23 protein-coding genes are annotated in these 22602 nt (G+C 73.3%); 13 read left to right on the top strand and 10 right to left on the bottom strand.

What is annotated here, in order from left to right:
- Window positions 1-12: 12 nt before the first annotated feature.
- Window positions 13-291, top strand: coding sequence for a type II toxin-antitoxin system VapB family antitoxin (locus ACH5HR_RS07770; RefSeq protein WP_402376446.1), 279 nt, complete (start codon window positions 13-15; stop codon window positions 289-291).
- Window positions 288-674, top strand: coding sequence for a type II toxin-antitoxin system VapC family toxin (locus tag ACH5HR_RS07765; RefSeq protein WP_402376448.1), 387 nt, complete (start codon window positions 288-290; stop codon window positions 672-674). The genes ACH5HR_RS07770 and ACH5HR_RS07765 overlap by 4 nt, the downstream gene beginning before the upstream one ends.
- A 4-nt stretch (window positions 675-678) precedes the next feature.
- Here the strand turns inward: ACH5HR_RS07765 and ACH5HR_RS07760 are convergent, their stop codons facing one another.
- Both ACH5HR_RS07760 and ACH5HR_RS07755 read right to left on the bottom strand, forming a co-directional pair.
- Window positions 679-1389 carry a spermidine synthase gene (locus tag ACH5HR_RS07760; protein ID WP_416477207.1) on the bottom strand — a complete coding sequence of 237 codons (711 nt, stop codon included), beginning with the start codon at window positions 1387-1389 and terminating at the stop codon, window positions 679-681.
- An 80-nt stretch (window positions 1390-1469) separates the two neighbouring features.
- A complete protein-coding gene (locus ACH5HR_RS07755) occupies window positions 1470-2162 on the bottom strand; it encodes a hypothetical protein (RefSeq protein WP_416477205.1) in 693 nt (230 codons plus the stop codon).
- Between the two features lie 187 nt (window positions 2163-2349).
- On the opposite strand from ACH5HR_RS07755, the gene ACH5HR_RS07750 reads away from it, so the two are divergent.
- From ACH5HR_RS07750 to ACH5HR_RS07710, 9 genes are all read left to right on the top strand, one after another.
- On the top strand, window positions 2350-3891 hold the full coding sequence (locus ACH5HR_RS07750; RefSeq protein WP_416477204.1) for an HNH endonuclease signature motif containing protein: 1542 nt from the start codon (window positions 2350-2352) through the stop codon (window positions 3889-3891).
- Between the two features lie 90 nt (window positions 3892-3981).
- Window positions 3982-5028, top strand: a complete 1047-nt coding sequence (gene hemC / locus ACH5HR_RS07745; protein ID WP_416477202.1) for a hydroxymethylbilane synthase — start codon at window positions 3982-3984, stop codon at window positions 5026-5028.
- The gene (locus ACH5HR_RS07740; protein ID WP_416477200.1) at window positions 5025-5786 is read left to right on the top strand and encodes a uroporphyrinogen-III synthase; all 762 of its coding nucleotides are present in this window, start codon (window positions 5025-5027) and stop codon (window positions 5784-5786) included. The genes hemC and ACH5HR_RS07740 overlap by 4 nt, the downstream gene beginning before the upstream one ends.
- Window positions 5783-6796: a porphobilinogen synthase gene (gene hemB, locus ACH5HR_RS07735; RefSeq protein WP_402376464.1), complete on the top strand. Its 1014-nt coding sequence runs from the start codon at window positions 5783-5785 to the stop codon at window positions 6794-6796. The genes ACH5HR_RS07740 and hemB overlap by 4 nt, the downstream gene beginning before the upstream one ends.
- Window positions 6784-8124 (top strand): glutamate-1-semialdehyde 2,1-aminomutase, encoded by a 1341-nt coding sequence (gene hemL, locus ACH5HR_RS07730; protein ID WP_416477198.1) that lies wholly within the window; start codon window positions 6784-6786, stop codon window positions 8122-8124. The genes hemB and hemL overlap by 13 nt, the downstream gene beginning before the upstream one ends.
- 92 nt (window positions 8125-8216) lie before the next feature.
- Window positions 8217-8699 (top strand): HU family DNA-binding protein, encoded by a 483-nt coding sequence (locus ACH5HR_RS07725; protein ID WP_416477197.1) that lies wholly within the window; start codon window positions 8217-8219, stop codon window positions 8697-8699.
- Between the two features lie 81 nt (window positions 8700-8780).
- Window positions 8781-9113: a metal-sensitive transcriptional regulator gene (locus tag ACH5HR_RS07720; RefSeq protein ID WP_402376471.1), complete on the top strand. Its 333-nt coding sequence runs from the start codon at window positions 8781-8783 to the stop codon at window positions 9111-9113.
- A gap of 29 nt (window positions 9114-9142) precedes the next feature.
- Window positions 9143-9463: a heavy-metal-associated domain-containing protein gene (locus ACH5HR_RS07715; RefSeq protein WP_416477195.1), complete on the top strand. Its 321-nt coding sequence runs from the start codon at window positions 9143-9145 to the stop codon at window positions 9461-9463.
- Between the two features lie 173 nt (window positions 9464-9636).
- Entirely contained in the window at window positions 9637-12081 is a 2445-nt protein-coding gene (locus ACH5HR_RS07710; RefSeq protein ID WP_416477194.1) for a heavy metal translocating P-type ATPase, read from the top strand.
- A gap of 63 nt (window positions 12082-12144) precedes the next feature.
- Here ACH5HR_RS07710 and ACH5HR_RS07705 read toward each other — a convergent pair whose 3' ends face one another.
- The 4 genes from ACH5HR_RS07705 to ACH5HR_RS07690 are packed head-to-tail and all read right to left on the bottom strand — an operon-like array spanning window position 12145 to window position 14855.
- Window positions 12145-12948 (bottom strand): ABC transporter permease, encoded by an 804-nt coding sequence (locus tag ACH5HR_RS07705; protein ID WP_416477192.1) that lies wholly within the window; start codon window positions 12946-12948, stop codon window positions 12145-12147.
- Window positions 12945-13862 carry an ABC transporter ATP-binding protein gene (locus tag ACH5HR_RS07700; RefSeq protein WP_416477190.1) on the bottom strand — a complete coding sequence of 306 codons (918 nt, stop codon included), beginning with the start codon at window positions 13860-13862 and terminating at the stop codon, window positions 12945-12947. The genes ACH5HR_RS07705 and ACH5HR_RS07700 overlap by 4 nt, the downstream gene beginning before the upstream one ends.
- Window positions 13859-14158 carry a transcriptional regulator gene (locus ACH5HR_RS07695; protein WP_416477188.1) on the bottom strand — a complete coding sequence of 100 codons (300 nt, stop codon included), beginning with the start codon at window positions 14156-14158 and terminating at the stop codon, window positions 13859-13861. Before ACH5HR_RS07695 ends, ACH5HR_RS07700 begins: the two co-directional genes overlap by 4 nt.
- Window positions 14151-14855: a hypothetical protein gene (locus ACH5HR_RS07690; protein WP_416477186.1), complete on the bottom strand. Its 705-nt coding sequence runs from the start codon at window positions 14853-14855 to the stop codon at window positions 14151-14153. The genes ACH5HR_RS07695 and ACH5HR_RS07690 overlap by 8 nt, the downstream gene beginning before the upstream one ends.
- Before the next feature lie 151 nt (window positions 14856-15006).
- Between ACH5HR_RS07690 and ACH5HR_RS07685 the strand changes: the two genes are divergently transcribed.
- Together ACH5HR_RS07685 and ACH5HR_RS07680 are read left to right on the top strand one after the other, a co-directional pair.
- On the top strand, window positions 15007-16242 hold the full coding sequence (locus ACH5HR_RS07685) for a cation:proton antiporter domain-containing protein (RefSeq protein ID WP_416477184.1): 1236 nt from the start codon (window positions 15007-15009) through the stop codon (window positions 16240-16242).
- Window positions 16243-16329: 87 nt separating this feature from the next.
- The gene (locus ACH5HR_RS07680) at window positions 16330-17130 is read left to right on the top strand and encodes a CPBP family intramembrane glutamic endopeptidase (RefSeq protein ID WP_402376762.1); all 801 of its coding nucleotides are present in this window, start codon (window positions 16330-16332) and stop codon (window positions 17128-17130) included.
- Here ACH5HR_RS07680 and ACH5HR_RS07675 read toward each other — a convergent pair.
- From ACH5HR_RS07675 to ACH5HR_RS07660, 4 genes are all read right to left on the bottom strand, one after another.
- Window positions 17123-18814, bottom strand: coding sequence for a dipeptide ABC transporter ATP-binding protein (locus ACH5HR_RS07675; RefSeq protein ID WP_402376489.1), 1692 nt, complete (start codon window positions 18812-18814; stop codon window positions 17123-17125). The genes ACH5HR_RS07680 and ACH5HR_RS07675 overlap by 8 nt on opposite strands.
- On the bottom strand, window positions 18811-19857 hold the full coding sequence (locus ACH5HR_RS07670; RefSeq protein ID WP_402376491.1) for an ABC transporter permease: 1047 nt from the start codon (window positions 19855-19857) through the stop codon (window positions 18811-18813). Before ACH5HR_RS07670 ends, ACH5HR_RS07675 begins: the two co-directional genes overlap by 4 nt.
- Window positions 19857-20852: an ABC transporter permease gene (locus ACH5HR_RS07665; RefSeq protein ID WP_402376494.1), complete on the bottom strand. Its 996-nt coding sequence runs from the start codon at window positions 20850-20852 to the stop codon at window positions 19857-19859. Before ACH5HR_RS07665 ends, ACH5HR_RS07670 begins: the two co-directional genes overlap by 1 nt.
- A 66-nt stretch (window positions 20853-20918) precedes the next feature.
- Entirely contained in the window at window positions 20919-22562 is a 1644-nt protein-coding gene (locus ACH5HR_RS07660) for an ABC transporter substrate-binding protein (RefSeq protein WP_416477183.1), read from the bottom strand.
- Window positions 22563-22602 lie beyond the last annotated feature (40 nt).

The raw sequence follows: 22602 nt of genomic DNA, 5'->3' as shown, positions 1-22602 counted from the left end.
TAGACTTCTACCATGAGTCTCAACATCAAGAACGAGCGGACGCACGCGCTGGTGCGTCGGCTCGCCGAGCTGACCGGCGCGTCGCAGACGAGCGCCGTCGAGGAGGCGGTGCAGCGGCGGCTGGACGAGCTGCTCGCGGAACGGGACGACGAGGCCGGCGAGCGCGCCGCGCGCCAGGAGCGGGTCGACCGGCTGCTCGGCGACCTGCGGGCCGAGCTCACCGAGACGGACCGAGCAGCGCTGCGCGGGTCGGACGCCGACCTCTACGACGACGCGGGGATGCCCGCATGATCGTCGACACGTCAGCGGTGGTCGCCGTGTTCCTGAGCGAGCGCGAGGCGGACCAGATCGTCGATCTCCTGATCGACCGCCCGGCGGCCATGTCCGCGGCCACCCTCGCCGAGCTCGGGATCGTCGTCGGCCGGCTCGCTCCCCAGCACGCCCGGCGGCTCGACGCGCTGCTGGCCGAGTGGCAGGTCGAGGTCGCCCCCTTCACCGCCGCCCAGGCGAGGATCGCCCGGGACGCCTATCGGGACTTCGGCAAGGGCACCGGTCACCCGGCGCGCCTGAACCTGGGCGACTGCTTCACGTACGCCCTGGCGGCCGAACGCCGCGACGAGCTGCTGTACGTCGGGGACGACTTCACGCACACCGGGGTGCGGTCGGCCCTGTGAGGGACTACCGGACGCCGCGGGCCAGGTAGACGGTGTTGCTGGACGTGCCGCCGGTGATCGGGTTGGGGAATGCGACCGGGTGCGCGGAGTGCTCGGCGAACACCCGGCCCAGCATCGACCTGAAAGCCGCCTCCGGCGGGTCGTCCGACCAGAGGGCGAACACACCGCCGTCGGTCAGGTGCCGAGCCATCGCCCGCAGCCCGTCCGCGTCGTAGAACGCCGCATGGCTGGGGTGCAGGACGTGCTGCGGGCTGTGGTCGATGTCCAGCAGGATCGCGTCGTACCGGACCTGGGGCTCGCCACGGATTCTCCGGAAGAAGTCGCCCTGGACCAGCCGGCAGCGCGGGTCGGTGGCGAGGCCCGCGGCGTCCGGCAGCAGCTCGCGGCGGTGCCAGTCCAGGACGGGCTCCGAGAACTCGATGACGGTCAGGTCGGCGACCCGGGGGTCGGCCAGCGCGGCGAGCGCGGTGTACCCGAGGCCGAGGCCGCCGACCAGCACGCGCAGGTCGGCGGGCGCGTCGGCAGCCGGGAGCATCGCGAGCGCCAGGGTGGCGAGCTCGCGCTCCGCCACCGTGAAGAGGCTGGACATGAGGTACTCGTCGCCGAGCCGGACCTCGTAGACGTCCTGCTTCGCCGCCGGGTCGTACCGCCGGCGCAGGCTGATCTCCCCCATCGGCGTGACCTGGAAGTCGAGCTCTTCGAAGCGCACAGGCATGGGGCTCAGGGTCTCACGCGGCGACGCTCCGCCCCCGGGAGTGCCACGGAGGGCTCACCCGGGGGCGGAGCGCGAGACGATCAGTCGTCGAGGTCGACGGTGCGCGTGATCCGCTCACCCGTCGAGGACTTCGCCACGACCTTGACGCGGTCGTCGTCCGCGCGGAACTTCTTGCCGAGCGTGACGTTGCCGTACTTGTTCGCCTTCTTCGTGGTCGAGCCGACCTTCTTGCCGTCCCGGTAGAACGTCGCCGTCCAGCGGGCGTTCTTCTTCGGACCGTTGATGCGGACCTGCGCCTTCGCCCGGTCGTCGCCGACCTCGGCGACCGAGTACCCGTACCGGCTGCCCTTCGAGCCCTTGCCGCTGCGGCACTCGAGGTCGTCGTCGAGCTCGATCGTGCGGGCGGCGCGCTGACCGCTCTTCGACACGGCGACGAACCGGAACCGGTCGTCGTCGTCACCACGCAGCGTCTTGGCCACGGAGATGTTGCCCTTGCTGTTCGCGCGCTTGGTGGTCCGGTAGGCCTTGTTGCCGTTGCGGTACACCGTGACGGTCCACCGCTGACCGGACTTCTTGGCGTCGACCGACATGGCTGCCCGCATCCGGTCGTCGTCGCGCTCCGCGAGCGTCACCCGGTACTGCGCGTTCTTCGAGGCGTACCCCGTGCAGCTGACCCGGTCGTCGTCGTCGGCCTGCGCCGCTCCCGCTCCGATGCCGACGCTCGCCAGCGCCAGACCCAGTGCGGCGATCGTTCCTACGATTCTGCTCTTCATCTCAGGTGCTCCTGGTGAGAGGGCCGCGGGCGCGGGATGCGCTGTGCGGCGACGTGCCTCGCACGTTAGGAACGCTCCATGAGGGAACGGTGGCAGCACCGTGAGAGACGTCTCATGATCCCGGACGGGTGTCGATGACCAGGCGGAACCACTAGAACACACGTTCGACGACTGGTAGGATCGAGGCATGACAGCGAGGTCGGGTGACGCGCCACCCGGGACAGCAACCGGTACGGCACCCGCCGCCCGGCCGCGAGCCACCGGCGAGGATGCGACGCTCGCGCGCCTGGACGCCCTGCTGTCGGATCTGAGCGCGGCGCAGGCCGAGATCAATGCTCTGGAGGGTCGGCGAGCCGCGCTGCTCGCCGACATCGCCGACCTGTCCGAGCACGCCGAGAGGGCTGTGCTCGACGCCGACGACCCGCACCTGCGGCGCACCTCATCCGCCCGACGACGCGAGCTCGCCCGGCGGGCGGTCGTCGCGGAGGTCGGGACCACGCTGCACCTGGGCGAGCACGCCGCCGCGAATCTGTGCGACCACGCGCAGACCCTGCGCCGCAAGGCTCCACGGTCGCTCGCCGCGCTCGCCGCCGGGCGGTGTTCCTGGGCGCACGCGGCCCGCGTGGCGCGCCACCTCGCCGATCTCGAGCCGGCCGACGCCCGACGCGTCGAGGCCTCGGTGGCCCCCGTCCTGGCCACGGGCACGCCCGCCCAGGTGGACGCCCGTGCACGGCGTGCCCGCGAGAACATCCATCCCGAGCCGGTCGAGGTCCGGGCCGCCAAGGCGTCAGAACATCGCGCGGTCTACCTCGACGACGGCCGTGACGGCATGGCCTGGCTCACGGCGCACCTGCCGGCGACGCACGCGCACGCGGCGTACGACCGGCTGACCCGCACGGCGACGGCGCTCCACGCCGAGACCGACAGCCTGACCGTCTCGCAGGGTCGCGCGGACGCCCTGGCGGCCCTGCTGCTCGACGACGGCACCCTGGACCAGAGCGCGGTGCCCGCCCTGCCTGCCTCCGCAGCGCCGCGTCCTCCCGCCCAGGACCCGGCCCTCACGCGCCCTGTGCCGAGCATCGCGGCGATCGCGCGGAACATCCGCCCGCAGGTGACGGTGACCGTGCCGGTCCTCACTCTGCTGGGCGTCTCCGACATCCCGGCAGACCTGGACGGTCACGTGCCCATCGCGCCGGACATGGCCCGTGAGCTCGCCGCTCTCGCTCCCTCGCTGCGGCGGGTGCTGACCCACCCCGAGTCGGGCATCCCGCTCTCCGTCGGTCGGGAGAGCTACACCGCCCCGTCGGCACTCAAGGCCGAGCTCGCACGGCGCGACGCCACCTGCCGCTTCCCGGGGTGCACCGTGCCCGCGGTCCGGTCCGACCTCGACCACTCCACGGCGTGGGCCGACGGCGGAACCACCGGCGCGGACAACCTGGCCCACCTGTGCCGCCACCACCACGTGCTCAAGCACCAGGCCGGCTGGACGGTGCGGCACAGACCGCCACCCGGCAGTCGGCCTGGGACACCGGGCAGCAGCCCGACCACGCCCACACCTGCATCCGCATCCGCATCCGCCCACAGCCTCGGCCTCAACGGGCACCTCGAGTGGACCTCGCCCACCGGCCGGCGCCACACGACCTGTCCGGACGGTGGCGTCGTCGCCACCCGGCACGGTTCGGTGCCGCGCGGAACCCTGCCCACCACCGCGGACCTCCCGCCCTTCTGACCGGGCACCGCGTTCCAGCTCACCGGGCGTCCCCGTGCTCCCTGCCCTCCGCGCTCCCGCCGCACCGCGCACATGCGTGACAATGGAGCGGTGACCACCTCCGCATCCGCCCCCCTGCGTCTCGGCACCCGCGGCAGCGCGCTGGCGACCACCCAGTCCGGGATCGTCGCGCGCCGGCTGGAGGAGCTCCTCGACCGCCCGGTCGAGCTCGTCCGCATCAAGACCGAGGGGGACGTCAAGACCGGTTCCCTCGCCTCCCTCGGCGGCACCGGTGTGTTCGTCACCGCGCTGCGCGACGCGCTCGGCACCGGGCGGTGCGACGTCGCCGTCCACTCGCTCAAGGACCTGCCGACCACGCCCGCGCCCGGCCTGACGTACGTCACCCCGGAGCGCGAGGACCCGCGGGACGCCCTGTGCGCGCGCGACGGACGCACGCTCGACACGCTGCAGCGCAACGGTCGCGTCGGGACCGGCTCGCCGCGCCGCGCCGCGCAGCTCCAGGCCGCCCGGCCCGACCTGGAGATCGTCGACATCCGCGGCAACGTCGAGACCCGGCTCGCCCGCGCGCTGGGCCCCGAGCCCGACCTCGACGCCGTGGTGCTCGCCTTCGCCGGGCTCACCCGCCTGCACCGCACCGAGGTGGTCAGCGAGGTGCTCGACCCGCTCGTCGTCGCCCCCGCCCCGGGTCAGGGCGCGCTCGCCGTGGAGGCGCGCAGCACCGACCTGGCGCCGGACGACGGCGTCGCTCCCGCGCTCGCCGAGGCCTTCGCCGCGCTCGACCACCGTCCCACGCGGCTCGCGGTCACCGCCGAGCGCGCCGTCCTGGCCCGCCTCGAGGCCGGCTGCGCCGCACCGATCGGCGCCTGGGCGCGGCTGGAGGAGGGAGCGCTGGTGCTGTCCGCCGTCGTCGCCTCCCTCGACGGCACGGAGCAGCTCAAGCACACCGCCCGCGTCGAGATCTCCCCGACGACGGCGGTCGCCGCGGCCGACGACGCCGCCTACGCCCTCGGCGTCCGCGTCGCCGAGCGCCTGCTGTCCGACGGCGCGGCCCGCCTCGCCCCGCTCTCACCCGCCGAACCGGCCCCGCCGCAGCCCGCGCGGACCCCCACCGGGACGGACGACCCGGAGGGGGCGTGACCGACCTGACCGGGCGCTCCGTCCTGCTGCCCCGCTCCCCCGCACGCGCCGCCGGGCTGGCCGACCTCCTGCGCCGTCAGGGCGCCGCGGTGACGGTGGCCCCCGTGATCGAGCGGGCACCGGCCGACGACGGCGTGGCGCTCGGGACGGCGGTCGCCGACGTCGTCGCTGGCCGGTACATCTGGGTCGTGATCACCAGCGTCAACGCCGTCGGCGCGCTCACGGCGGCGCAGGGCCACCCCCGGGGCGACACCGGCGTGACGCTCGCCGACGCTCCCGTGCGGTGGGCCGCCGTCGGACCCGCCACGGTGCGCGCCCTGGCTGACGCCGGGATCATCACCGACCTCGTGCCCGACGACGAGGCATCGGCCGACGGCCTCGTGGCCGCCTTCCCGGCGGCGCCCGGCCCCGGTTCCCGGGTGCTGCTGCCCCTCGGGGACCTGGCGCGACCCACGCTGCGGGACGGGCTGACGGCCCTCGGGTGGACCCCGCACGTCGTCACCGCCTACCGCACCGTCCGCAGCGAGCTGCCCGCCGACGTCGCGGGTGCCCGCTATGACATCGTGGTCGTGACCTCCGGCTCCGTGGCCCGCGAGATCGCCCAGCAGTACGGCACCGGCACTCCTGTGGTGGCGATCGGCCGGCCCAGCGCCGAGGCCGCGCGCGACGCCGGGCTGAGGGTCGCCGCCGTCGCCGACCACCCCACCGACGCGGCGCTCGCCGTCGCCGTCACCACCGCCTGCGAAGGAGAACCATGAGCACCTCGGGGATCGTCTACCGGCCACGACGGCTGCGCGCCACGCCCCGCGTGCGGCGCCTCGTCGCCGAGCACCGGCTGCACGCGGCCGATCTCGTGCTGCCGCTCTTCGTCAAGGAGGGCATCACCGAGCCGGTGCCGATCAGCTCCATGCCCGGTCAGGTGCAGCACACCGAGGACACGCTGCGCGACGCCGTCGCGGCGGCCGCGCGGGCAGGGCTCGGCGGGGTGATGCTGTTCGGCATCCCGGCCGTGCGCGACGCCCGCGGCACCCAGGCGGAGGCGCCGGACGGCATCCTGCAGCGTGGCCTCCGGATCGCGCGCGAGGGGGTCGCCGCCGTCGAGCAGGACGGGCGGCCCGGCCCGGTCGTCATGGCGGACACCTGCCTGGACGAGTTCACCGACCACGGGCACTGCGGCGTGCTGACGGACGGTCCCGACGGCACGGCCGTGGTGGACAACGACGCGACGCTCGAGCGGTACGCGACGATGGCCGTCGCGCAGGCGAAGGCGGGCGCGGACGTCGTCTCGCCGTCGGGCATGATGGACGGCCAGGTCGCGGTGATCCGCGACGCGCTCGACGACGCCGGGTTCGAGCACGTGGCGATCCTCGCCTACAGCGCCAAGTACGCCAGCCCGTTCTACGGGCCGTTCCGCGAGGCCGTCGACTCGGCGCTGCAGGGCGACCGGCGGACTTATCAGATGGACGCGGCCAACGCCCGCGAAGGGCTGCGCGAGGCGGACCTCGACCTCGCCGAGGGCGCCGACGTCGTCATGGTCAAGCCCGCCGGCTCCTACCTCGACGTGCTGCGCGGCGTCGCCGACCGGTCCGACGTGCCGGTGGCCGCCTACCAGGTGTCCGGCGAGTACGCGATGATCGAGGCCGCGGCCGCCAACGGCTGGATCGACCGACGAGCGTCCGTCCTGGAGTCGGTGCTGGGCATCAAGCGCGCCGGCGCGGACATCATCCTCACCTACTGGGCCCTGGAGATTGCGGAGTGGATCAAGTGACCGGAACCGACAACCACGAGGCATTCCTGCGCGCCCAGGCCGCGATCCCGGGCGGGGTGAACTCTCCGGTCCGGGCGTACGGCTCCGTCGGCGGCGACCCCCGCTTCCTCGCGAGCGCCCGCGGCGCGTACGTGACCGACGTGGCGGGCCGCGAGTACGTGGACCTCGTCGGGTCGTGGGGCCCGGCGCTGCTGGGCCACGCCCACCCCGAGGTGGTCGCGGCCGTGCAGGAGGCCGCCGCTCGCGGGCTGTCGTTCGGGGCGCCCACGGTCGCCGAGGTCGAGCTCGCCGAGGAGGTCCGACGGCGGGTCCCGGCCGCCGAGCGGGTCCGTCTGGTCTCCACGGGGACCGAGGCGACGATGACGGCGATCCGCCTCGCCCGCGGCGTCACCGGGCGACCGCTCGTCATCAAGTTCGCCGGGTGCTACCACGGGCACGTCGACTCCCTGCTCGCCGAGGCCGGCTCCGGCGTCGCGACCCTGTCGATGCCCGGGTCCGCCGGGGTCACCGAGGCCTCCGCCGCCGAGACGCTCGTGCTGCCGTACAACGACCTGGACGCCGTCGAGGCGGCGTTCGCCGCGCACGGGGCGCGCATCGCCGCGGTGATCACGGAGGCCGCGCCCGCCAACATGGGCGTGGTGCCGCCGTCGGGCGGGTTCAACGCCGGGCTGCGGCGGATCACCGCCGAGCACGGGGCGCTGCTCATCCTGGACGAGGTGCTGACCGGGTTCCGGGTGTCCGAGGCCGGGTACTGGGGCTTCGAGAACGCGGGCCGGGACGTCGGCGACGTCTGGACACCCGACCTGTTCACGTTCGGCAAGGTCGTCGGCGGCGGCATGCCCGTCGCAGCGCTCGGCGGACCGGCCGCGATCATGGACCGGCTCGCGCCCACCGGGCCCGTCTACCAGGCAGGCACGCTGTCCGGGAACCCGGTGGCCGTGGCCGCGGGCCTGACCACGCTGCGCCTCGCCGACGACGCCGTCTACGCCCGCGTGGCCGAGGTGGCCTCCGCCGTCTCCGGCGCCCTCGGCGAGGCGCTGGACGCCGAGGGCGTCCCCCACCGGGTCCAGAGCGTCGGGTCGCTGTTCTCGGTGTTCTTCGGGGAGGCCGCCGCCCGCGACGGTGTGCGGAGCTTCGCGGACGCCCAGGGCCAGGACGTGTTCCGGCACAAGCCGTTCTTCCACGCGATGCTGGACGCCGGGGTCAACCTGCCGCCGTCCGTGTTCGAGGCCTGGTTCTGCTCGGCCGCGCACGACGACGCCGCGGTGGAGCGGATCCTCGAGGCCCTGCCCGCGGGGGCGCGGGCGGCGGCAGCGGCGCGGCCCTAGACCGTCCCGGCGAGCGAGCGTCTGCCTTTCGGGGGCCGCTGATCTGCGGTTGAATGCCCGGGACACGCCCGGCATCCGGAAGGTGACCTCAGATGAACAAGGCAGAGCTCGTGGCAGCCGTCGCGCGGCGCACGGACAGCAGCCCGGCCGACGCGCGCCGGCACGTCGACGCCGTGATCGAGTCCATCATCGAGGGCGTCTCGGCCGGTGAGCGCGTGTCGCTGATCGGCTTCGGCACGTTCGACAGCACCGCGCGTGCTGCCCGGACCGCCCGCAACCCGCGCACCGGTGCCACGGTCGACGTGCCCGCCGCCGTCGTCCCCCGCTTCCGCGTCGGCGCGGGGTTCAAGGCGAAGGTCGCGGGGGCCGACGGCGCGAGGCCGGCCGGCAAGGCCGCTGCGGGGTCGCCGACCGGGACCACGAAGAAGAAGGCGGCTGCTCCGGCCGAGGAGCCGGCGACGCCCGCGAAGGACGGGTCGAAGGACGGCAAGAAGAAGTCGTCGAAGAAGGACAAGGGCTCGAAGAAGGACTCGAAGAAGAAGTCCAAGAAGGGCAAGAAGTCCAAGAAGAAGTGAGGTGGCGCGCGTCAGCGTCGGCCGTCTCACCCTCCGTCCCCACCCTCTTGACAATGTACCCCCCAGGGGTATGTTGGACCTATGACCGAGACCGTAGAGCACGTCGACGCGTCAGCCGGCCCGCACGACGGGCCGCACGGCTACGCCTCCGACAAGGCCGCCTACCTCAAGCGCATGCGCCGCATCGAGGGCCAGGTCCGCGGTATCGCGCGCATGATCGACGAGGACGTCTACTGCATCGACATCCTCACGCAGGTCTCCGCCGTGACGAAGGCACTGCAGTCGGTCAGTCTCGCGCTGGTCGAGGACCACCTCGGCCACTGCGTCGTCGACGCGGCCCGCGAGTCCGACGATGCCGGCGCCGCCAAGATCAAGGAGGCGTCCGCAGCGATCGGCCGCCTCGTCCGCAGCTGACCCACCCACCACCGACCGAGGGAGCACCCATGAGCACCGTCACCACGCTGGGCGTCACCGGCATGACCTGCGGCAACTGTGTCGCGCACGTGACCAGCGAGCTCGAGTCCGTCGAGGGCGTCGAGCACGTGAGCATCGTGCTCGACAACGGCGGAGAGTCCGAGGCCACCGTGTTCTCCGACGAGCCGCTCGACGAGCAGGCCCTGCGGGACGCCGTCGACGAGGCCGGTTACGAGGTCGCGTCGCTCACCGTGCAGCCGAACGCCCTGCGCGAGCAGCACGCCGAGCAGGCACCGAGCCGCCAGCAGGCCCACGACGCCGCCGCCCACCGCTTCGGCGCGAGCGAGTAGCGCCGGCCCCTCCCCCGCGGACCGCCTGCCGACCCACGGCACCGACGCACCGCCGTCGGACCGTGCAGGCACTCCGCGCCGCGCCGGCCGACGCCGGCGCCCCGACCCCGACGGCCGCCATCCCGGCCCGTCGCCGGTGACCTCCGCCGCACCGCACCATCCAGGAGTCACCCATGAACACCACCCCCAGCACGCACACTCCCCAGACCATGCCCCAGACCGGGCCCGAGGCCGAGGTGGACCTCGCCATCCAGGGCATGACGTGCGCCTCGTGCGTCGCCCGGGTCGAGAAGAAGCTCACCCGGCTGCCCGGCGTCGAGGCCACCGTGAACCTGCCGCTCGAGAGCGCGCACGTGCTCCGACCCGACGGCGTCACCGACGCCGACCTCCTGCAGGCCGTCGCCTCCGCCGGCTACACGGCGACCGTCACCGGCTCGCGCTCGGTGGCACCAGCGAATGGCGAGCACGAGGGGCACGACGAGCACGAGGAGCACTCCGGCGGCCACGTGCACACCGAGTACCGCGGGGACGATCTGCGCCGCCGGCTGCGCGTCGCCGCCGTGCTCACGGTCCCCGTCGTCCTGCTCTCGATGATCCCCCCGTGGCAGTTCGCCGGCTGGCAGTGGGTCGTGGCCGCCCTCGCCCTGCCCGTGGTGACCTGGGGCGCCTGGCCGTTCCACACCGCGGCGGCGCGCGCCGCCCGCCACGGCTCCTCGACCATGGACACGCTCGTCTCGATCGGCGTCGCGGCCGCGACCCTCTGGTCGCTGTGGGCGCTCCTGATCGGAGGCGCCGGCGAGATCGGCATGACGATGCAGGTCACCCTGCTGCCGTCGCGCGAGCACGCGGCCACGCCCGAGCTCTACCTCGAGGTCGCCGCCGTCGTGACCACGTTCCTCCTGGCCGGCCGGTATGCCGAGCACCGGTCCAAGCGCCGTGCGGGCGACGCGCTGCGCTCGCTGCTGGAGCTCGGCGCCAAGGAGGCCGAGCGGGTCGTCACCGGCCCGGACGGGCACCCGGTCACGCGCCAGGACGGCGCGCACGTCACGGAGCACGTGGCCGTCGCCGCGCTGCGTGCCGGCGACCTGTTCACCGTCCGCCCGGGCGAGAAGGTCGCCACCGACGGCGAGGTCGTCGAGGGCACGTCCGCCGTCGACACGTCGCTCCTGACGGGCGAGCCGGTGCCGCAGGACGTCGGCCCCGGCGACGCCGTCACGGGTGCCACGGTGAACACGTCGGGCCACCTGCTGGTGCGCGCCACGCGCGTCGGCGAGGAGACCACGCTGGCCCAGATCGGGAGGCTCGTGTCCCGCGCGCAGACGGGCAAGGCTCCGGTCCAGCGGCTCGCGGACCGCATCTCCGCGGTGTTCGTGCCGATCGTGCTGGTCCTGGCCGTGCTCACCCTGGGCGGCTGGCTGCTCGCGGGCGCCGGCGCCCAGCTCGCGTTCACCGCCGCCGTCGCGGTGCTGATCATCGCCTGCCCCTGCGCGCTCGGCCTCGCGACCCCGACGGCGCTGCTCGTCGGCACCGGCCGTGGCGCACAGCTCGGCGTGCTCATCAAGGGCCCGGAGATCCTGGAGTCCACCCGCCGCGTCGACACGGTGGTGCTCGACAAGACCGGCACGGTGACGCAGGGCGCGATGGCGCTCGAGCACGTGGAGCCGGCCGAGGGAGTCTCGGCGGACGAGGCGCTCCGGTACGCCGCCGTCGTCGAGGCCCGCAGCGAGCACCCGATCGCCCAGGCGGTCGCGGCGGCGCCCGAGCACTTGGCGACGGCCGCCGACGGGGCCGCCCGGGGCACCGGGGCCGACGGCGTCACCATCGGCGCGCTGCAGGTGTTCGACTTCCGCTCCACCCCCGGCGGTGGCGTGGAGGCCGTGGTCCGCACGGCCCACTCCGGGCTCGGCGCCGGGGGCACCGGGCTCGGTGCCCGGCGGGTCACGGTCGGTCGCCTGACCTGGCTCGACGACGCGGGCGTGCGCGTGCCGGACGAGGTGCGTGACGCCGTCGGGCGGGCCGAGGCCACCGGGGCGACCGCCGTCGTCGTCGCGTGGGACGGCACCGCGCGGGCGACGCTCGTGCTGCGCGACCCCGTGAAGCCGACCTCCGCGGAGGCCGTCCGCGAGCTGCGCGACCTGGGTCTGCGCCCGGTGCTGCTCACCGGCGACTCCGAGGGCGCGGCGCGGGCTGCGGCCGCCGAGGTCGGCATCGACGCGGTGATCGCCCGCGTGCTGCCGCAGGACAAGGCCACGACGATCGCCCGGCTGCAGGGCGAGGGACGGACGGTCGCGATGGTCGGCGACGGCGTGAACGACGCCGCCGCGCTGGCCACGGCGGACCTCGGGCTCGCGATGGGCACCGGCACGGACGTGGCGATGCAGGCGAGCGACATCACCCTGGTGCGGGGCGACCTGCGGGCTGCCGCCACGGCGGTGCGCCTCTCCCGCGCGACCCTGCGCGTCATCAAGCAGAACCTGTTCTGGGCGTTCGCGTACAACGTGGCGGCGATCCCGCTCGCCGCGGCAGGTCTGCTCAACCCGATGATCGCGGGTGCGGCGATGGCGGCGTCGTCGGTCATCGTGGTGTCGAACTCGCTGCGGCTGCGCCGAGCCGCCTGACCCCGGACGCACAGCGCTCCGCCGACCCCACGGGCCGGCGGAGCGCTGCGTCGTCGGGCGAGGTCAGCGGAAGCGACGGCCCTCGTCGCGGCGGTACGCCCACACGGCCAGCATCGCGAACACGACGGTCCAGCCGATGAGCACGGGCCACGCCCACGGGTTGGCCTCCTGGCCGGTGAGCGCCTCGACGAGCAGGTCGCGGCCGGCGCGGGTCGGCGTGAGCTGCGACAGCGTGTCCAGCCAGGCGGGGAACATCATCGGCGGCAGGAACAGCCCTCCCGCGAAGGCCAGCGGGAACAGGATCACCTGCACCACCGGCAGCGCCGCCTTGGCGGTCAGCGAGTAGCCCACCGCCATGCCCAGGAGCACGAACGGCACCGACGTCAGCAGGATCATGCCGATACCGGCCGCGAGCTCCGTGGGTGTGACCGCGGCGGAGGTGAACAGCCAGGCCACCACGATCAGCGGGACCAGCCCGAACAGCGCGAAGACCGCGCCGTTGCCGACGCGCGCCACCATCCGGGGGCCCGGGCCGGCAGGCAGCGACCGCATGAACGGGTCGAACGGCAGCGCCCGGTCCTCGGCCACCCCGAGCCCGTAGGTGAACAGGCTCGCCGAGCAGACGGCGAACATCGCCAGCCCGCCGACGGCCATCGTGGCGAACGCCGGGTTGCCGGCGACCTCCTGCTGCGGGACCACGAAGAACACCATCGCCAGCGCCGGGAACAGCGCGTTGCCGATGACCGCCATCGGGATCCGCACGGTCTCGAGGAACTGGAACTTCAGGTGCAGCCACGTCAGGCGCACCGGGCTGACGGTGCCCGACGGCGTCACCTGCGCTGTGTCGGTCGAGGTTGCGGTGGTCATCGGCTCGCTCCTTCCAGGGCGGACTCGGGCTCGACCATCTGCTCGAACGCCTCCTCCAGGCTCGCGCCCCGGATCTCGAGGTCGCGGAAGTCGACGTCGGCGCGCACCAGGTCACGGACCAGGGCGTCGGCGTCGGGGGTGAACAGCGACTGCCGCATGCCGCCGTCGGACCCGGCGGTGGGTGCGGCGGCCTCGGCGCGCGCGACGCCCGGCCAGGCCGAGAGGTCGTCGGCGCAGGTGACCACCACGCGCCGCAGCGAGACCTGGTGCAGGATCGCGTCGAGGGTGTCGTCGGCGCGCACGACGCCGCGGTCGATGACGACGACGCGCTCGGCGAGCGCCTGCACCTCCTCCAGGTAGTGGCTGGTCAGCAGGACCGTGCCGCCACCCGCGTGGTACGTGCGGATCGCGTCCCAGAGCGCCTGGCGCGCGCCGACGTCCAGGCCGGTGGTGGGCTCGTCGAGCAGGATGACGCGCGGGTTGCCGACCAGGGACAGCGCGACGGCGAGCCGCCGCTTCTGCCCGCCGGACAGCGCGCCGGTCTGCTTGCGGGCCATCTCGGTGAGGCCGAACTGGTCGAGCAGCTCGCCGGTGGGCATCGGGGCCGGGAAGTGGCCGCCGACGAAGTCGACGACCTCGCCGACGCGCAGCGTCTGCGGCAGGCCGGTCTCCTGCGGCGTGATGCCGAGGCCGATCCGGCTGGCGGCGTCGCGGGGGTCTCCGCCCAGCAGGCGGACCGTCCCCGAGTCGGGACGGCGCTGGCCGCTGATCAGCGACAGCAGGGTGGACTTGCCGGCGCCGTTGGGGCCGAGCAGCCCCACGAGCTCGCCGGCACCGACGTCGAGGGAGACGTCGTCGAGCGCGACCACGTCCCCGAATCTCCGGGTGACGCCGTGGGCGGTGATGACGGTCATGCTCCGGTTCCCTTCAGCAGTGCGGTGAGGGTGGTCGTGTAGTCCTCGAAGGCGCGGCGGCCTTCGGTGGTCAGTGCGAGATAGGTGACGGGCTTGCGGCCGGCGTGCCCCTTGACGACCCGGACGTAGCCGGCGTCCTCGAGCTTGCGCACGTGGGTCGAGAGGTTCCCCGCGGTCATGTCGAGGAGCTGTTGCAGCCGGGGGAAGACGATCTCGTCGTCCCGCGGCAGCGCCGCGAGGGTGGAGACGACCCGCAGGCGTGCGGGGGCGTGGATGACGGTGTCGAGCTCAGCCATCGTCCGCACCCGGCCCGACGGCGGCGGTGGCGCCGGGCACCCGGCCGCGGCGCCGTCGTCGGGCCACGAGCACCACCTCGATGCCGCACATGACGAGGAACCCGCCGCCGCCGGCGAGCGCCATGACGAGGTAGGTGGCGGGCATGCCGGCGACGGTGGCGATGCCACCGGTGAGCAGGATCCACAGCCCGAGGACGTAGAGGCGGTTGTCGCAGAAGAACGTCCCGCCGGCGAGGTACAGCAGGCCGACGATGACGCACGCGAGGGCGTTGGCGACGAGGCCGATCACCTCGTCCGAGGCGCCGGCGTCGGCGATGCCACCGATGATGAACGGGTACGAGAGGAACCCGAGGCACCAGGACCAGCCGTACATGGCGTCGGTGCGGTTGCTCGGCCCGCGGGTGGCGGCGCCCCGGACGACGCTGTGCACCACGGTGATGGTCATCGCGACGGCCAGCAGCGCGAAGAAGACGGCGAAGCCGATCGCGCCGGGCGCGCCCCCGTGCGGGCGTGCGCTCGACCACAGCACCAGGTACCCCACGAGCCACGCGACGCCCCAGACGAGGTAGAGCAGGCGTCCGTCGGGCTCGGTCGCGGCGCGGACGCGCTGCTGGGACTCCTCGATGAGCCGCAGGGACTCGGCGGGGTCGAGCGGCGGACGCCCGGGGGCGTCGTCGTCGTGCTCGGGGCTGGTCATCTCGGCACCTTTCAGGTCTTGCGAAGTAGTTTGTGTTGCAAACCTGTTTGTAGGGTCGCATACGTGCGGAGGCAGCACAACCCCCTGCGGCCGACGGAGGACTCGCCTACCGTGCGAGACACCGCCCTTCGGCCGAGGCAGAGGAGATCCCATGGAGCTGCCGCTCCTGTACGCGACGATCGGCGTGGCGAGCGTCCTCCTGGCACTCCTGAGCAGACGCCTGCGCTTCCTGCCCGTCACCGAAGCGATGGTCGGGCTGCTCCTCGGTGTCGCGCTCGGCCAGGCCGGCGTCCTGGGCGGCTCCGGTGCCCTCGGCTGGGACGACGCGCAGCGCGACACGCTCCTGCTCGAGTCGTCACGCCTGCTGCTGGCCGCCTCCGTCATGGCCGCTGCGCTGCGCTTCCCGGCCGACCAGCACCGGTCCCTGGTGCGCCCCGTGGTCTGGCTGCTGGTCGTCGTCATGCCCGTCGCGGCGCTGGTCTCCGGCGCCCTCGCACTGGCCCTCGGGCTCCCGCTGGCGCTGGCCGCCGTCGTCGGAGCCTGCCTGAGCCCCACCGACCCCGTGCTCGCCGCCTCCGTGGTCACCGGCGACGTCGCGGAGAAGTCCTTGCCGAGCCGGGTGCGCGCCCTGCTCACCGCCGAGAGCGGCATCAACGACGGCCTCGCACTCCCCCTGGTAGCCGTCACGATCTCCCTCGCCCTCACCCCGCGCGAGACCGGCCACGAGCTGCTGCTCCTCACCTGGGAGGTGCTGGGCGCCGTCGCGATCGGCGTCGTCCTCGGGCTCGCCGCCGCCGCGGGCCGCCGGATCGCGACGCGCGAGCACGACCTCGACAGCGGGCCCACGCTCATGCTCACGCTCCTGCTCGCCCTGGCGACCCTCGGCGTCGCCCAGCTCGCCGGGACCGACGACGTGCTGGCCGTCTTCGTGGCCGGCGTCGCCTACGGGGCACGCACCGACCGGACGATCCGAGAAGAGCAGGACATGATCGACGAGGCCGTGAACCGGTACGCCGTCGTCCCGTTCTTCGTGCTCGTCGGAGCGGCGCTGCCGTGGGCGGACTGGGCCGCGCTGGGACCCGTCGTCGTCCTCGTGACCGTCGGGGTCCTGCTCGTGCGCCGCCTGCCGGCGGTGCTGCTGTCCGCGCCCGTGCTCGGCCTGACCCGCCGCGACGCCGCGTTCGCCGGCTGGTTCGGCCCGATGGGGGTCTCCGCGGTCTTCTACCTCACGTACGCGCGGGACCAGGGCGTGACCGACCCGCGCGTCTTCGCCCTCGGGATGCTCGCGGTCGCGGCCAGCACCGTGGTGCACGGGATGACGGCGGCCCCGCTCGCCCGGATCCACCCGCGTCCGGCGAGCTCCTCGGGCTCCGACCCGGCACCCTGACCACGCCCGCCGGCCCACCACCGCACCGTGGGTAGGCCTACCCTGGACGCCGTGCACGACTCCGCCTCCGCACCGCCCGACCGATGGGTGGCCCCCGCGCCCGCCGCACCGGCGCGCACGGTGCGCGACCGCCGTCGGACCGGCGCCGAGATCTGGATCGTGCTCGGGCTGAGCCTCGGCCAGAGCGGCGTCTACGCGCTGGTGAACATCGTCGCGCGGCTCACCGCGGAGACGTCGCTGGCGGAGCAGTCCGCCACCCTCAACGCGTCCCGCTCGCCCCGGCCCTGGCTCGACCTGACCTACCAGCTCCTCGGCGTCGCGTTCGCCCTCGTCCCCGTCGCGCTGGCGATCTACCTCCTCAGCGCCCGGGGGCCCGGCACGCTGCGGCGCATCGGGCTCGACGCCGCCCGGCCCGGCCGCGACACCACCTGGGGCTTCGCGCTGGCCGCGGCCATCGGGCTGCCCGGCCTCGCCTTCTACGCCCTGGGGCGCCTCCTCGGGATCACCGTGAGCGTCCAGGCCAGCGCCCTGGACGCGCACTGGTGGACCGTGCCGGTGCTGATCCTCGCCGCCCTGCAGAACGGGCTGCTCGAGGAGGTCGTCGCGGTGGCCTACCTCGCCGAGCGCACCACCGACCTCGGATGGACGCGCCTCAAGATCGTCGTCGTCAGCTCGCTGCTGCGCGGGTCCTACCACCTGTACCAGGGGATCGGACCGTTCCTCGGCAACGTCGTCATGGGCGTCGTCTTCGCCTGGTTCTACACCTCCCGGTGGGGCCGGCACCGCGTGCTGCCCCTCGTCGTCGCGCACACCGTGCTCGACGTCGTCGCGTTCGTGGGCTACGCGCTGGTGCCGGCCGAGTGGCGGGCGGCGCTCGGCATCACCTGACGGGTGCCGCCGTGAGCTCCTCCCACGCCTGCCGCCGCTCCGCCTGGGCCACCGGGTCCGGCACCGGCAGCGACGCGAGCAACCGCCGGGTGTAGTCCTCGCGCGGCGCACCGAGCACCTCGGCGCCCGTCCCCTCCTCGACGAGCCGACCGCGGTACAGCACCGCGATCCGGTCCGCGAGGAGGTCCACCACCGCCAGGTCGTGCGACACGAACAGGCACGCGAAGCCGAGCTCGGCCTGCAGCTCGGTGAACAACGCCAGCACCTTGGCCTGGACCGAGACGTCGAGGGCCGACGTCGGCTCGTCCGCGACCAGCAGCTCCGGGTCGAGAGCCAGGCCCCGGGCGAGGGACGCCCGCTGACGCTGCCCGCCGGACAGCTCGTGCGGGAACCGGTCGCCGTACGAGCGGGGCAGCTGCACCGCCTCGAGCAGCTCGTCGACCCGCTTGCGCGCCGCCTCCGGCGTCCGGGCACGCCCGTGCACCACCAGCGGTTCTGCCACGCACTCCGCGATGGTCAGCAGCGGGTTGAACGAGGTGGCCGGGTCCTGGAACACGAACCCCAGCCGGGGGCGCATCGTCCGCAGGCTCCGCCCGCGCGCACCGTTCATCTGCGCGCCGAGCACCTCGAGCGACCCGCCGCTCACCGGCGTCAGGCCGGCGATCGCGCGCGCGATCGTCGTCTTGCCCGAGCCGGACTCGCCCACCAGGCCCAGCACCTCGCCCGGCCGGATGGTGAACGAGACGTCGTCCACCGCCGTGAACGACGGCTGCCGCAGCCGGCCCGGGTAGGTGATGGTCAGGCCGTCCGCGCGGACGACCGGCTCGGCGTCGTGCCACCCCTGCGGACGCTCCTCGAGGCGGGCCTCTGCGCGAGCCACACCCTCGCCGATCCGCGGGACCGCACCGAGCAGCGCCCTGGTGTACTCGGCCTGCGGGTCGGCGAAGAGGTCCTTGACCGGGGCGCTCTCCACGACCTCACCCTGGTACATCACCGCGACGCGGTCCGCCAGGTCCGCGACCACGCCCATGTTGTGCGTGATGAGGACGATCGCCGTGCCCGTGTCGTCCCGCAGCCGCCGCAGCAGCTCGAGGATCTCGGCCTGCACCGTGACGTCGAGGGCCGTGGTCGGCTCGTCCGCCACGATCAGGCCCGGGTTCAGCACCAGCGCCATCGCGATGACGATGCGCTGCTTCTGCCCGCCCGAGAACTGGTGCGGGTAGTGGTCCACCCGCTCCTCGGGGTCCGGGATGCCGACCGTGCCCAGCACCTCGATCGCGCGGCGACGCGCCTCCTTCTTCGAGACCTTGCCGTGGGCGCGCAGCCCTTCCGCGATCTGCCGGCCCACCGTGTAGACCGGGTTCAGGACGCTCGACGGCTCCTGGAAGACCATCGCGACGTCCCGGCCGCGCACCTCGCGGAGCTTCGCGCCCGACACCGACACGACGTCGGTGGTGCTGCCGTCCCGCCCGGTCAGCACCACGGCGCCCCGGATCGTGGCCGTGGCGGGCAGCAGGCCGAGGATGGCTTTCGCCGTCACGGTCTTGCCCGAGCCGGACTCCCCCACGACGGCCAGGACCTCGCCCGGGCGCACCTCGAGGCTCACGCCGTCGACGGCGCGCACCGGCCCGGCGTCGGTGGCGAACGAGATCGCCAGGTCGTTGATCGATGCGACGGCGCTCACGCGACGTCTCCCTTCTGCTGGTCGTCCGCGAGGACGGACGTGGCCGCGACCTTCCCGGAGACCTGCTTCGACCGGGACCGCGAGCGCAGCCGCGGGTCGGCGAGGTCGTTGAGCGACTCGCCGACCAGCGTCATCCCCATGGCGGCGATGACGATCGCCAGACCCGGGAACAGCGCGGTCCACCAGATGCCCGACGTGACGTCGGCGACGGCCCGCTGCAGGTCGTAGCCCCACTCGGCGGCCGCCGTCGGCTCGATCCCGAAGCCCAGGAAGCCGAGCCCGGCGAGCGTGAGGATCGCCTCGGAGGCGTTGAGGGTCACGATGAGGGGCAGCGTGCGGATCGAGTTGCGCAGCACGTGGCGCGTCATGATCCGCCAGTGCCCGGTGCCGAGCACGCGCGCCGAGTCGACGAACGCCTCGCCCTTGACCCGGACCACCTCGGCCCGCACCACCCGGAAGTACTGCGGCACGAACACCACGGTGATGGACAGCGCCGCGGCGAAGATGCCGCCCCACATGCTCGACTGCCCGCCCGAGATGACGATGGCGAGCAGGATGGCGAGCAGCAGGGACGGGAACGCGTAGACGGCGTCCGCCACGAGCACGAGCATCCGGTCGAGCCAGCCCCCGAAGTACCCGGACAGCAGCCCGAGGACCACCCCGACCACGATCGAGGACAGCACCGCCACGACGACGACGAACAGCGCCGTCTGCGCACCCCACACCACCCGGGACAGCACGTCGTAGCCGCCCACGGTGGTGCCGAACCAGTGCTCGGCGCTGGGCGGCTGCTGCGCGCCGAACATGCCGTCCGGGCCGCGCAGCTGCGCCCACGTGTACGGCGCGATCCACCGTGCACCGGCCGCCAGCAGGACGAAGGCCCCCATGAGGACCAGTCCGGCGACCAGCATGCCGCGCTGCAGCCCGACGCTCTGGCGCAGCTGGTGCACCACGGGCAGCCGCTTGAACCACGCACCGCGACCGCGCAGGTGCTCCGGCGCCGCACCAGCGGTGCCGACGCTCGTGATCTCCGGCGCAGTCATCAGTACCTCACTCTCGGGTCCACGAGGACCGCGATCATGTCGACCAGGAAGTTCGTCACGGCCACCACCACGGCCATCACCACGACGATCCCCTGCACGGCGACGAAGTCACGCGCCTGCAGGTACTGCGCGAGCTGGAAGCCTAGCCCGCGCCACTCGAACGTGGTCTCGGTGAGGACCGCGCCGACCAGCAGCATGGCGATCTGCATGCCGGCCACGGTGATGATCGGGATGAGGGCCGGCCGCCAGGCGTGACCCGTGACGAGGCGGCGCTCGCTGATGCCCCGCGAGCGGGCCGCCGTCACGTAGTCGGTGCCGAGGGTGCCGATCATGTTGGTGCGGACGAGCCGGAGGAAGATCCCGGCGGTCAGCAGCCCGAGCGCGAGCGCCGGCAGGGCGGCGTGGGAGAGCACGTCGAGGACGACCTCGGGGTCCCCGGTGCGCAGCGCGTCGATCAGCACGAACCCGGAGTCGGCGCCGGCCTTGCGCATCTCGATCTCGCCGCCGGTCGACACGCGGCCCGCCACGGGGAACCACCCGAGCCAGACCGAGAAGACGAGCTTGAGCAGCAGGCCCGCGAAGAACACGGGCGTGGCGTACGCCAGGATCGCGAGCACCCGCAGGACGGCGTCCGGGACGCGGTCACGGAAGTAGCCGCTCAGCATGCCGAACGGGACGCCCAGCAGTGCGGCGACGAGCACCGCGTAGACGCTGAGCTCGAGCGTCGCCGCGCCGTAGGTGGTGAGCACCTCGGTCACGGGCCGGCTGTCGCTGAGGGTCGTGCCGAGGTCGCCGGTGAAGATCCCGGACAGGTAGTCCCAGTACTGCACGATGATCGGCCGGTCGTACCCGGCGGCGTGGATGCGCTCGGCGAGCTGGTCCGGGGTGAGACGACCGCCGAGGGCGGCCGTGATCGGGTCACCGGTGGCGCGCATGAGCACGAACACGGTGGTGACCAGGATGAAGACGGTGGGGATGATCAGCAGGAAGCGCACCAGGACGTACCGTCCCAGTGCGCCTCCCGCTGCAGGTGTTGCAGCCACGGGCGATGTACCGGCCCGTCAGCCCTTGGCCAGCGCGGCGTAGCGGAACTTGAACGACGGGTCGAGCGTGTCCTCGGCACCCGTGACGTCGGCGCCGACGACGGCGACCTGAGCACCCTGGAGGTAGGGCACCGTGGACAGGTCCTGCGCCACGGTGTCCTGGATCTCCTCGATGATGGCGGTGCGCTCGGCCGGGTCGGTGGCGACGCCCTGCTCCAGGATGAGCTCGTCGACCGCGGGGTTCGAGTAGTGGTTGCTGAGGAAGTTCTCCGTCTGGAAGAACGGCGTCAGGTAGTTGTCGGCGTCCGAGTAGTCCGGGAACCAGCCGAGCTGGTACGCGGGGTAGACGTCGGAGGAGCGGTCCTCGCTGTACTGGACCCACTCGGTGGTCTGCAGGTCGACCGTGAACAGGCCGGACTCCTCGAGCTGGTCCTTGATGAGGGCGTACTCGTCACCGGACGACGGCCCGTAGTGGTCGTTCGAGTACTGCAGGCTCAGGCCGACGGGCGTCTCGACGCCCGCGTCGTTCAGTGCCTGCTCCGCGGCGGCCGCGTCCGGGCCGCCCTGCCCGTCGCCGTAGAGCTCCTTGAGGGACTCGGTCGCGCCGGTCAGGCCCGCCGGGACGTAGGAGTACAGCGGGGTGTAGGTGCCCTTGTAGACCTGCTCCGAGATCGCGTCGCGGTCGATCAGGTGCGCGACGGCCTGGCGCACGGCGAGCGCCTTGTCCTCGTCGGCCTCCGGCTGCTCGGCACCGTACGGCTGCGTGTCGAAGTTGAAGACGATGTAGCGGATCTCGCCGCCCGGCCCCTCGACGACCTTGACGTTGTCGTCGCCCTGGAGGTCCTCGACGTCGGTGGAGGACAGCGAGCGGAACGCCACGTCGACCGAACCCTGCTGCACCTCGAGCTTGAGGTTCGAGGAGTCGGCGAAGTAGGAGACGTTCACCTCGGCCGTCTCGGCCGGGCCGAGCAGGCCCTGGTAGCCCTCGTACGCCTCGTAGGTGATGAGCTCGTTGAAGTTGTAGCTGGTGATCGCGTACTGGCCCGCGAAGGCGTTGCCGTCGACGATCTCCTGGTCGGGCGTCAGCTCGTCGGCGGAGAAGACGTCCTCGTCGACGATCGGGCCGGCCGGGGAGGACAGGATCTGCGGGAAGGTCTGGTCGTTCTCGCTCTTGAGGTGGAAGACGACGGTGGTGTCGTCCACGACCTCGGTGCTGTCCAGGTTGTACAGCAGCGAGGAGGGGCCGTTCTCCGCGGCGATGGCGACCATGCGGTCGAAGCTGAACTTCACGTCCGAGGCGGTCAGGTCGTTGCCGTTGGCCCACTTGAGACCGGGCTTCAGCGTCACCGTGTACTCGGTGGGCTCGGTGAACTCGGCCGACTCGGCGATGTCGGGCTCGACGTCCGGGCTGCCGTACGGCGTGTTCATCAGGAACGGGTAGACCTGGTTCATCACGGCGAACGACCCGTTGTCGTACGAACCGGCGGGGTCGATCGTCGTGACCTTGTCGGTGGTGCCGACGGTCAGCGCACCGCCGGCGTCGCCGCCCTCGTCGCCGCTCTCGCCGTCGCCACCGCCGCTGCACGCCGCGAGCAGGACCGCGACGCTCGCCGCGCCTGCGACGGCGGACAGGCCGCGTCGGTTGCCTCGAATGGACCTCATGGTTGATCTCCTCTGGATGCGGCCGCGGATCGTCGCGGGC

Source organism: Isoptericola maris (assembly GCF_048065335.1).
In the GTDB taxonomy this organism is placed as follows: domain Bacteria; phylum Actinomycetota; class Actinomycetes; order Actinomycetales; family Cellulomonadaceae; genus Isoptericola; species Isoptericola rhizosphaerae.
The sequence above is the reverse complement of the archived record's forward strand: the minus strand, read 5'-3'. Positions and strand labels throughout refer to the sequence as shown.

Bases quoted from the DNA above. Each gene is read 5' to 3' on its own strand.
- ACH5HR_RS07770 (WP_402376446.1), top strand. From the start codon at position 13: ATGAGTCTCAACATCAAGAACGAGCGGACGCACGCGCTGGTGCGTCGG.
- ACH5HR_RS07765 (WP_402376448.1), top strand. From the start codon at position 288: ATGATCGTCGACACGTCAGCGGTGGTCGCCGTGTTCCTGAGCGAGCGC.
- ACH5HR_RS07760 (WP_416477207.1), bottom strand. From the start codon at position 1,389: ATGCCTGTGCGCTTCGAAGAGCTCGACTTCCAGGTCACGCCGATGGGG.
- ACH5HR_RS07755 (WP_416477205.1), bottom strand. From the start codon at position 2,162: ATGAAGAGCAGAATCGTAGGAACGATCGCCGCACTGGGTCTGGCGCTG.
- ACH5HR_RS07750 (WP_416477204.1), top strand. From the start codon at position 2,350: ATGACAGCGAGGTCGGGTGACGCGCCACCCGGGACAGCAACCGGTACG.
- hemB (WP_402376464.1), top strand. From the start codon at position 5,783: ATGAGCACCTCGGGGATCGTCTACCGGCCACGACGGCTGCGCGCCACG.
- ACH5HR_RS07725 (WP_416477197.1), top strand. From the start codon at position 8,217: ATGAACAAGGCAGAGCTCGTGGCAGCCGTCGCGCGGCGCACGGACAGC.
- ACH5HR_RS07720 (WP_402376471.1), top strand. From the start codon at position 8,781: ATGACCGAGACCGTAGAGCACGTCGACGCGTCAGCCGGCCCGCACGAC.
- ACH5HR_RS07715 (WP_416477195.1), top strand. From the start codon at position 9,143: ATGAGCACCGTCACCACGCTGGGCGTCACCGGCATGACCTGCGGCAAC.
- ACH5HR_RS07710 (WP_416477194.1), top strand. From the start codon at position 9,637: ATGAACACCACCCCCAGCACGCACACTCCCCAGACCATGCCCCAGACC.
- ACH5HR_RS07705 (WP_416477192.1), bottom strand. From the start codon at position 12,948: ATGACCACCGCAACCTCGACCGACACAGCGCAGGTGACGCCGTCGGGC.
- ACH5HR_RS07700 (WP_416477190.1), bottom strand. From the start codon at position 13,862: ATGACCGTCATCACCGCCCACGGCGTCACCCGGAGATTCGGGGACGTG.
- ACH5HR_RS07695 (WP_416477188.1), bottom strand. From the start codon at position 14,158: ATGGCTGAGCTCGACACCGTCATCCACGCCCCCGCACGCCTGCGGGTC.
- ACH5HR_RS07690 (WP_416477186.1), bottom strand. From the start codon at position 14,855: ATGACCAGCCCCGAGCACGACGACGACGCCCCCGGGCGTCCGCCGCTC.
- ACH5HR_RS07685 (WP_416477184.1), top strand. From the start codon at position 15,007: ATGGAGCTGCCGCTCCTGTACGCGACGATCGGCGTGGCGAGCGTCCTC.
- ACH5HR_RS07670 (WP_402376491.1), bottom strand. From the start codon at position 19,857: ATGACTGCGCCGGAGATCACGAGCGTCGGCACCGCTGGTGCGGCGCCG.
- ACH5HR_RS07660 (WP_416477183.1), bottom strand. From the start codon at position 22,562: ATGAGGTCCATTCGAGGCAACCGACGCGGCCTGTCCGCCGTCGCAGGC.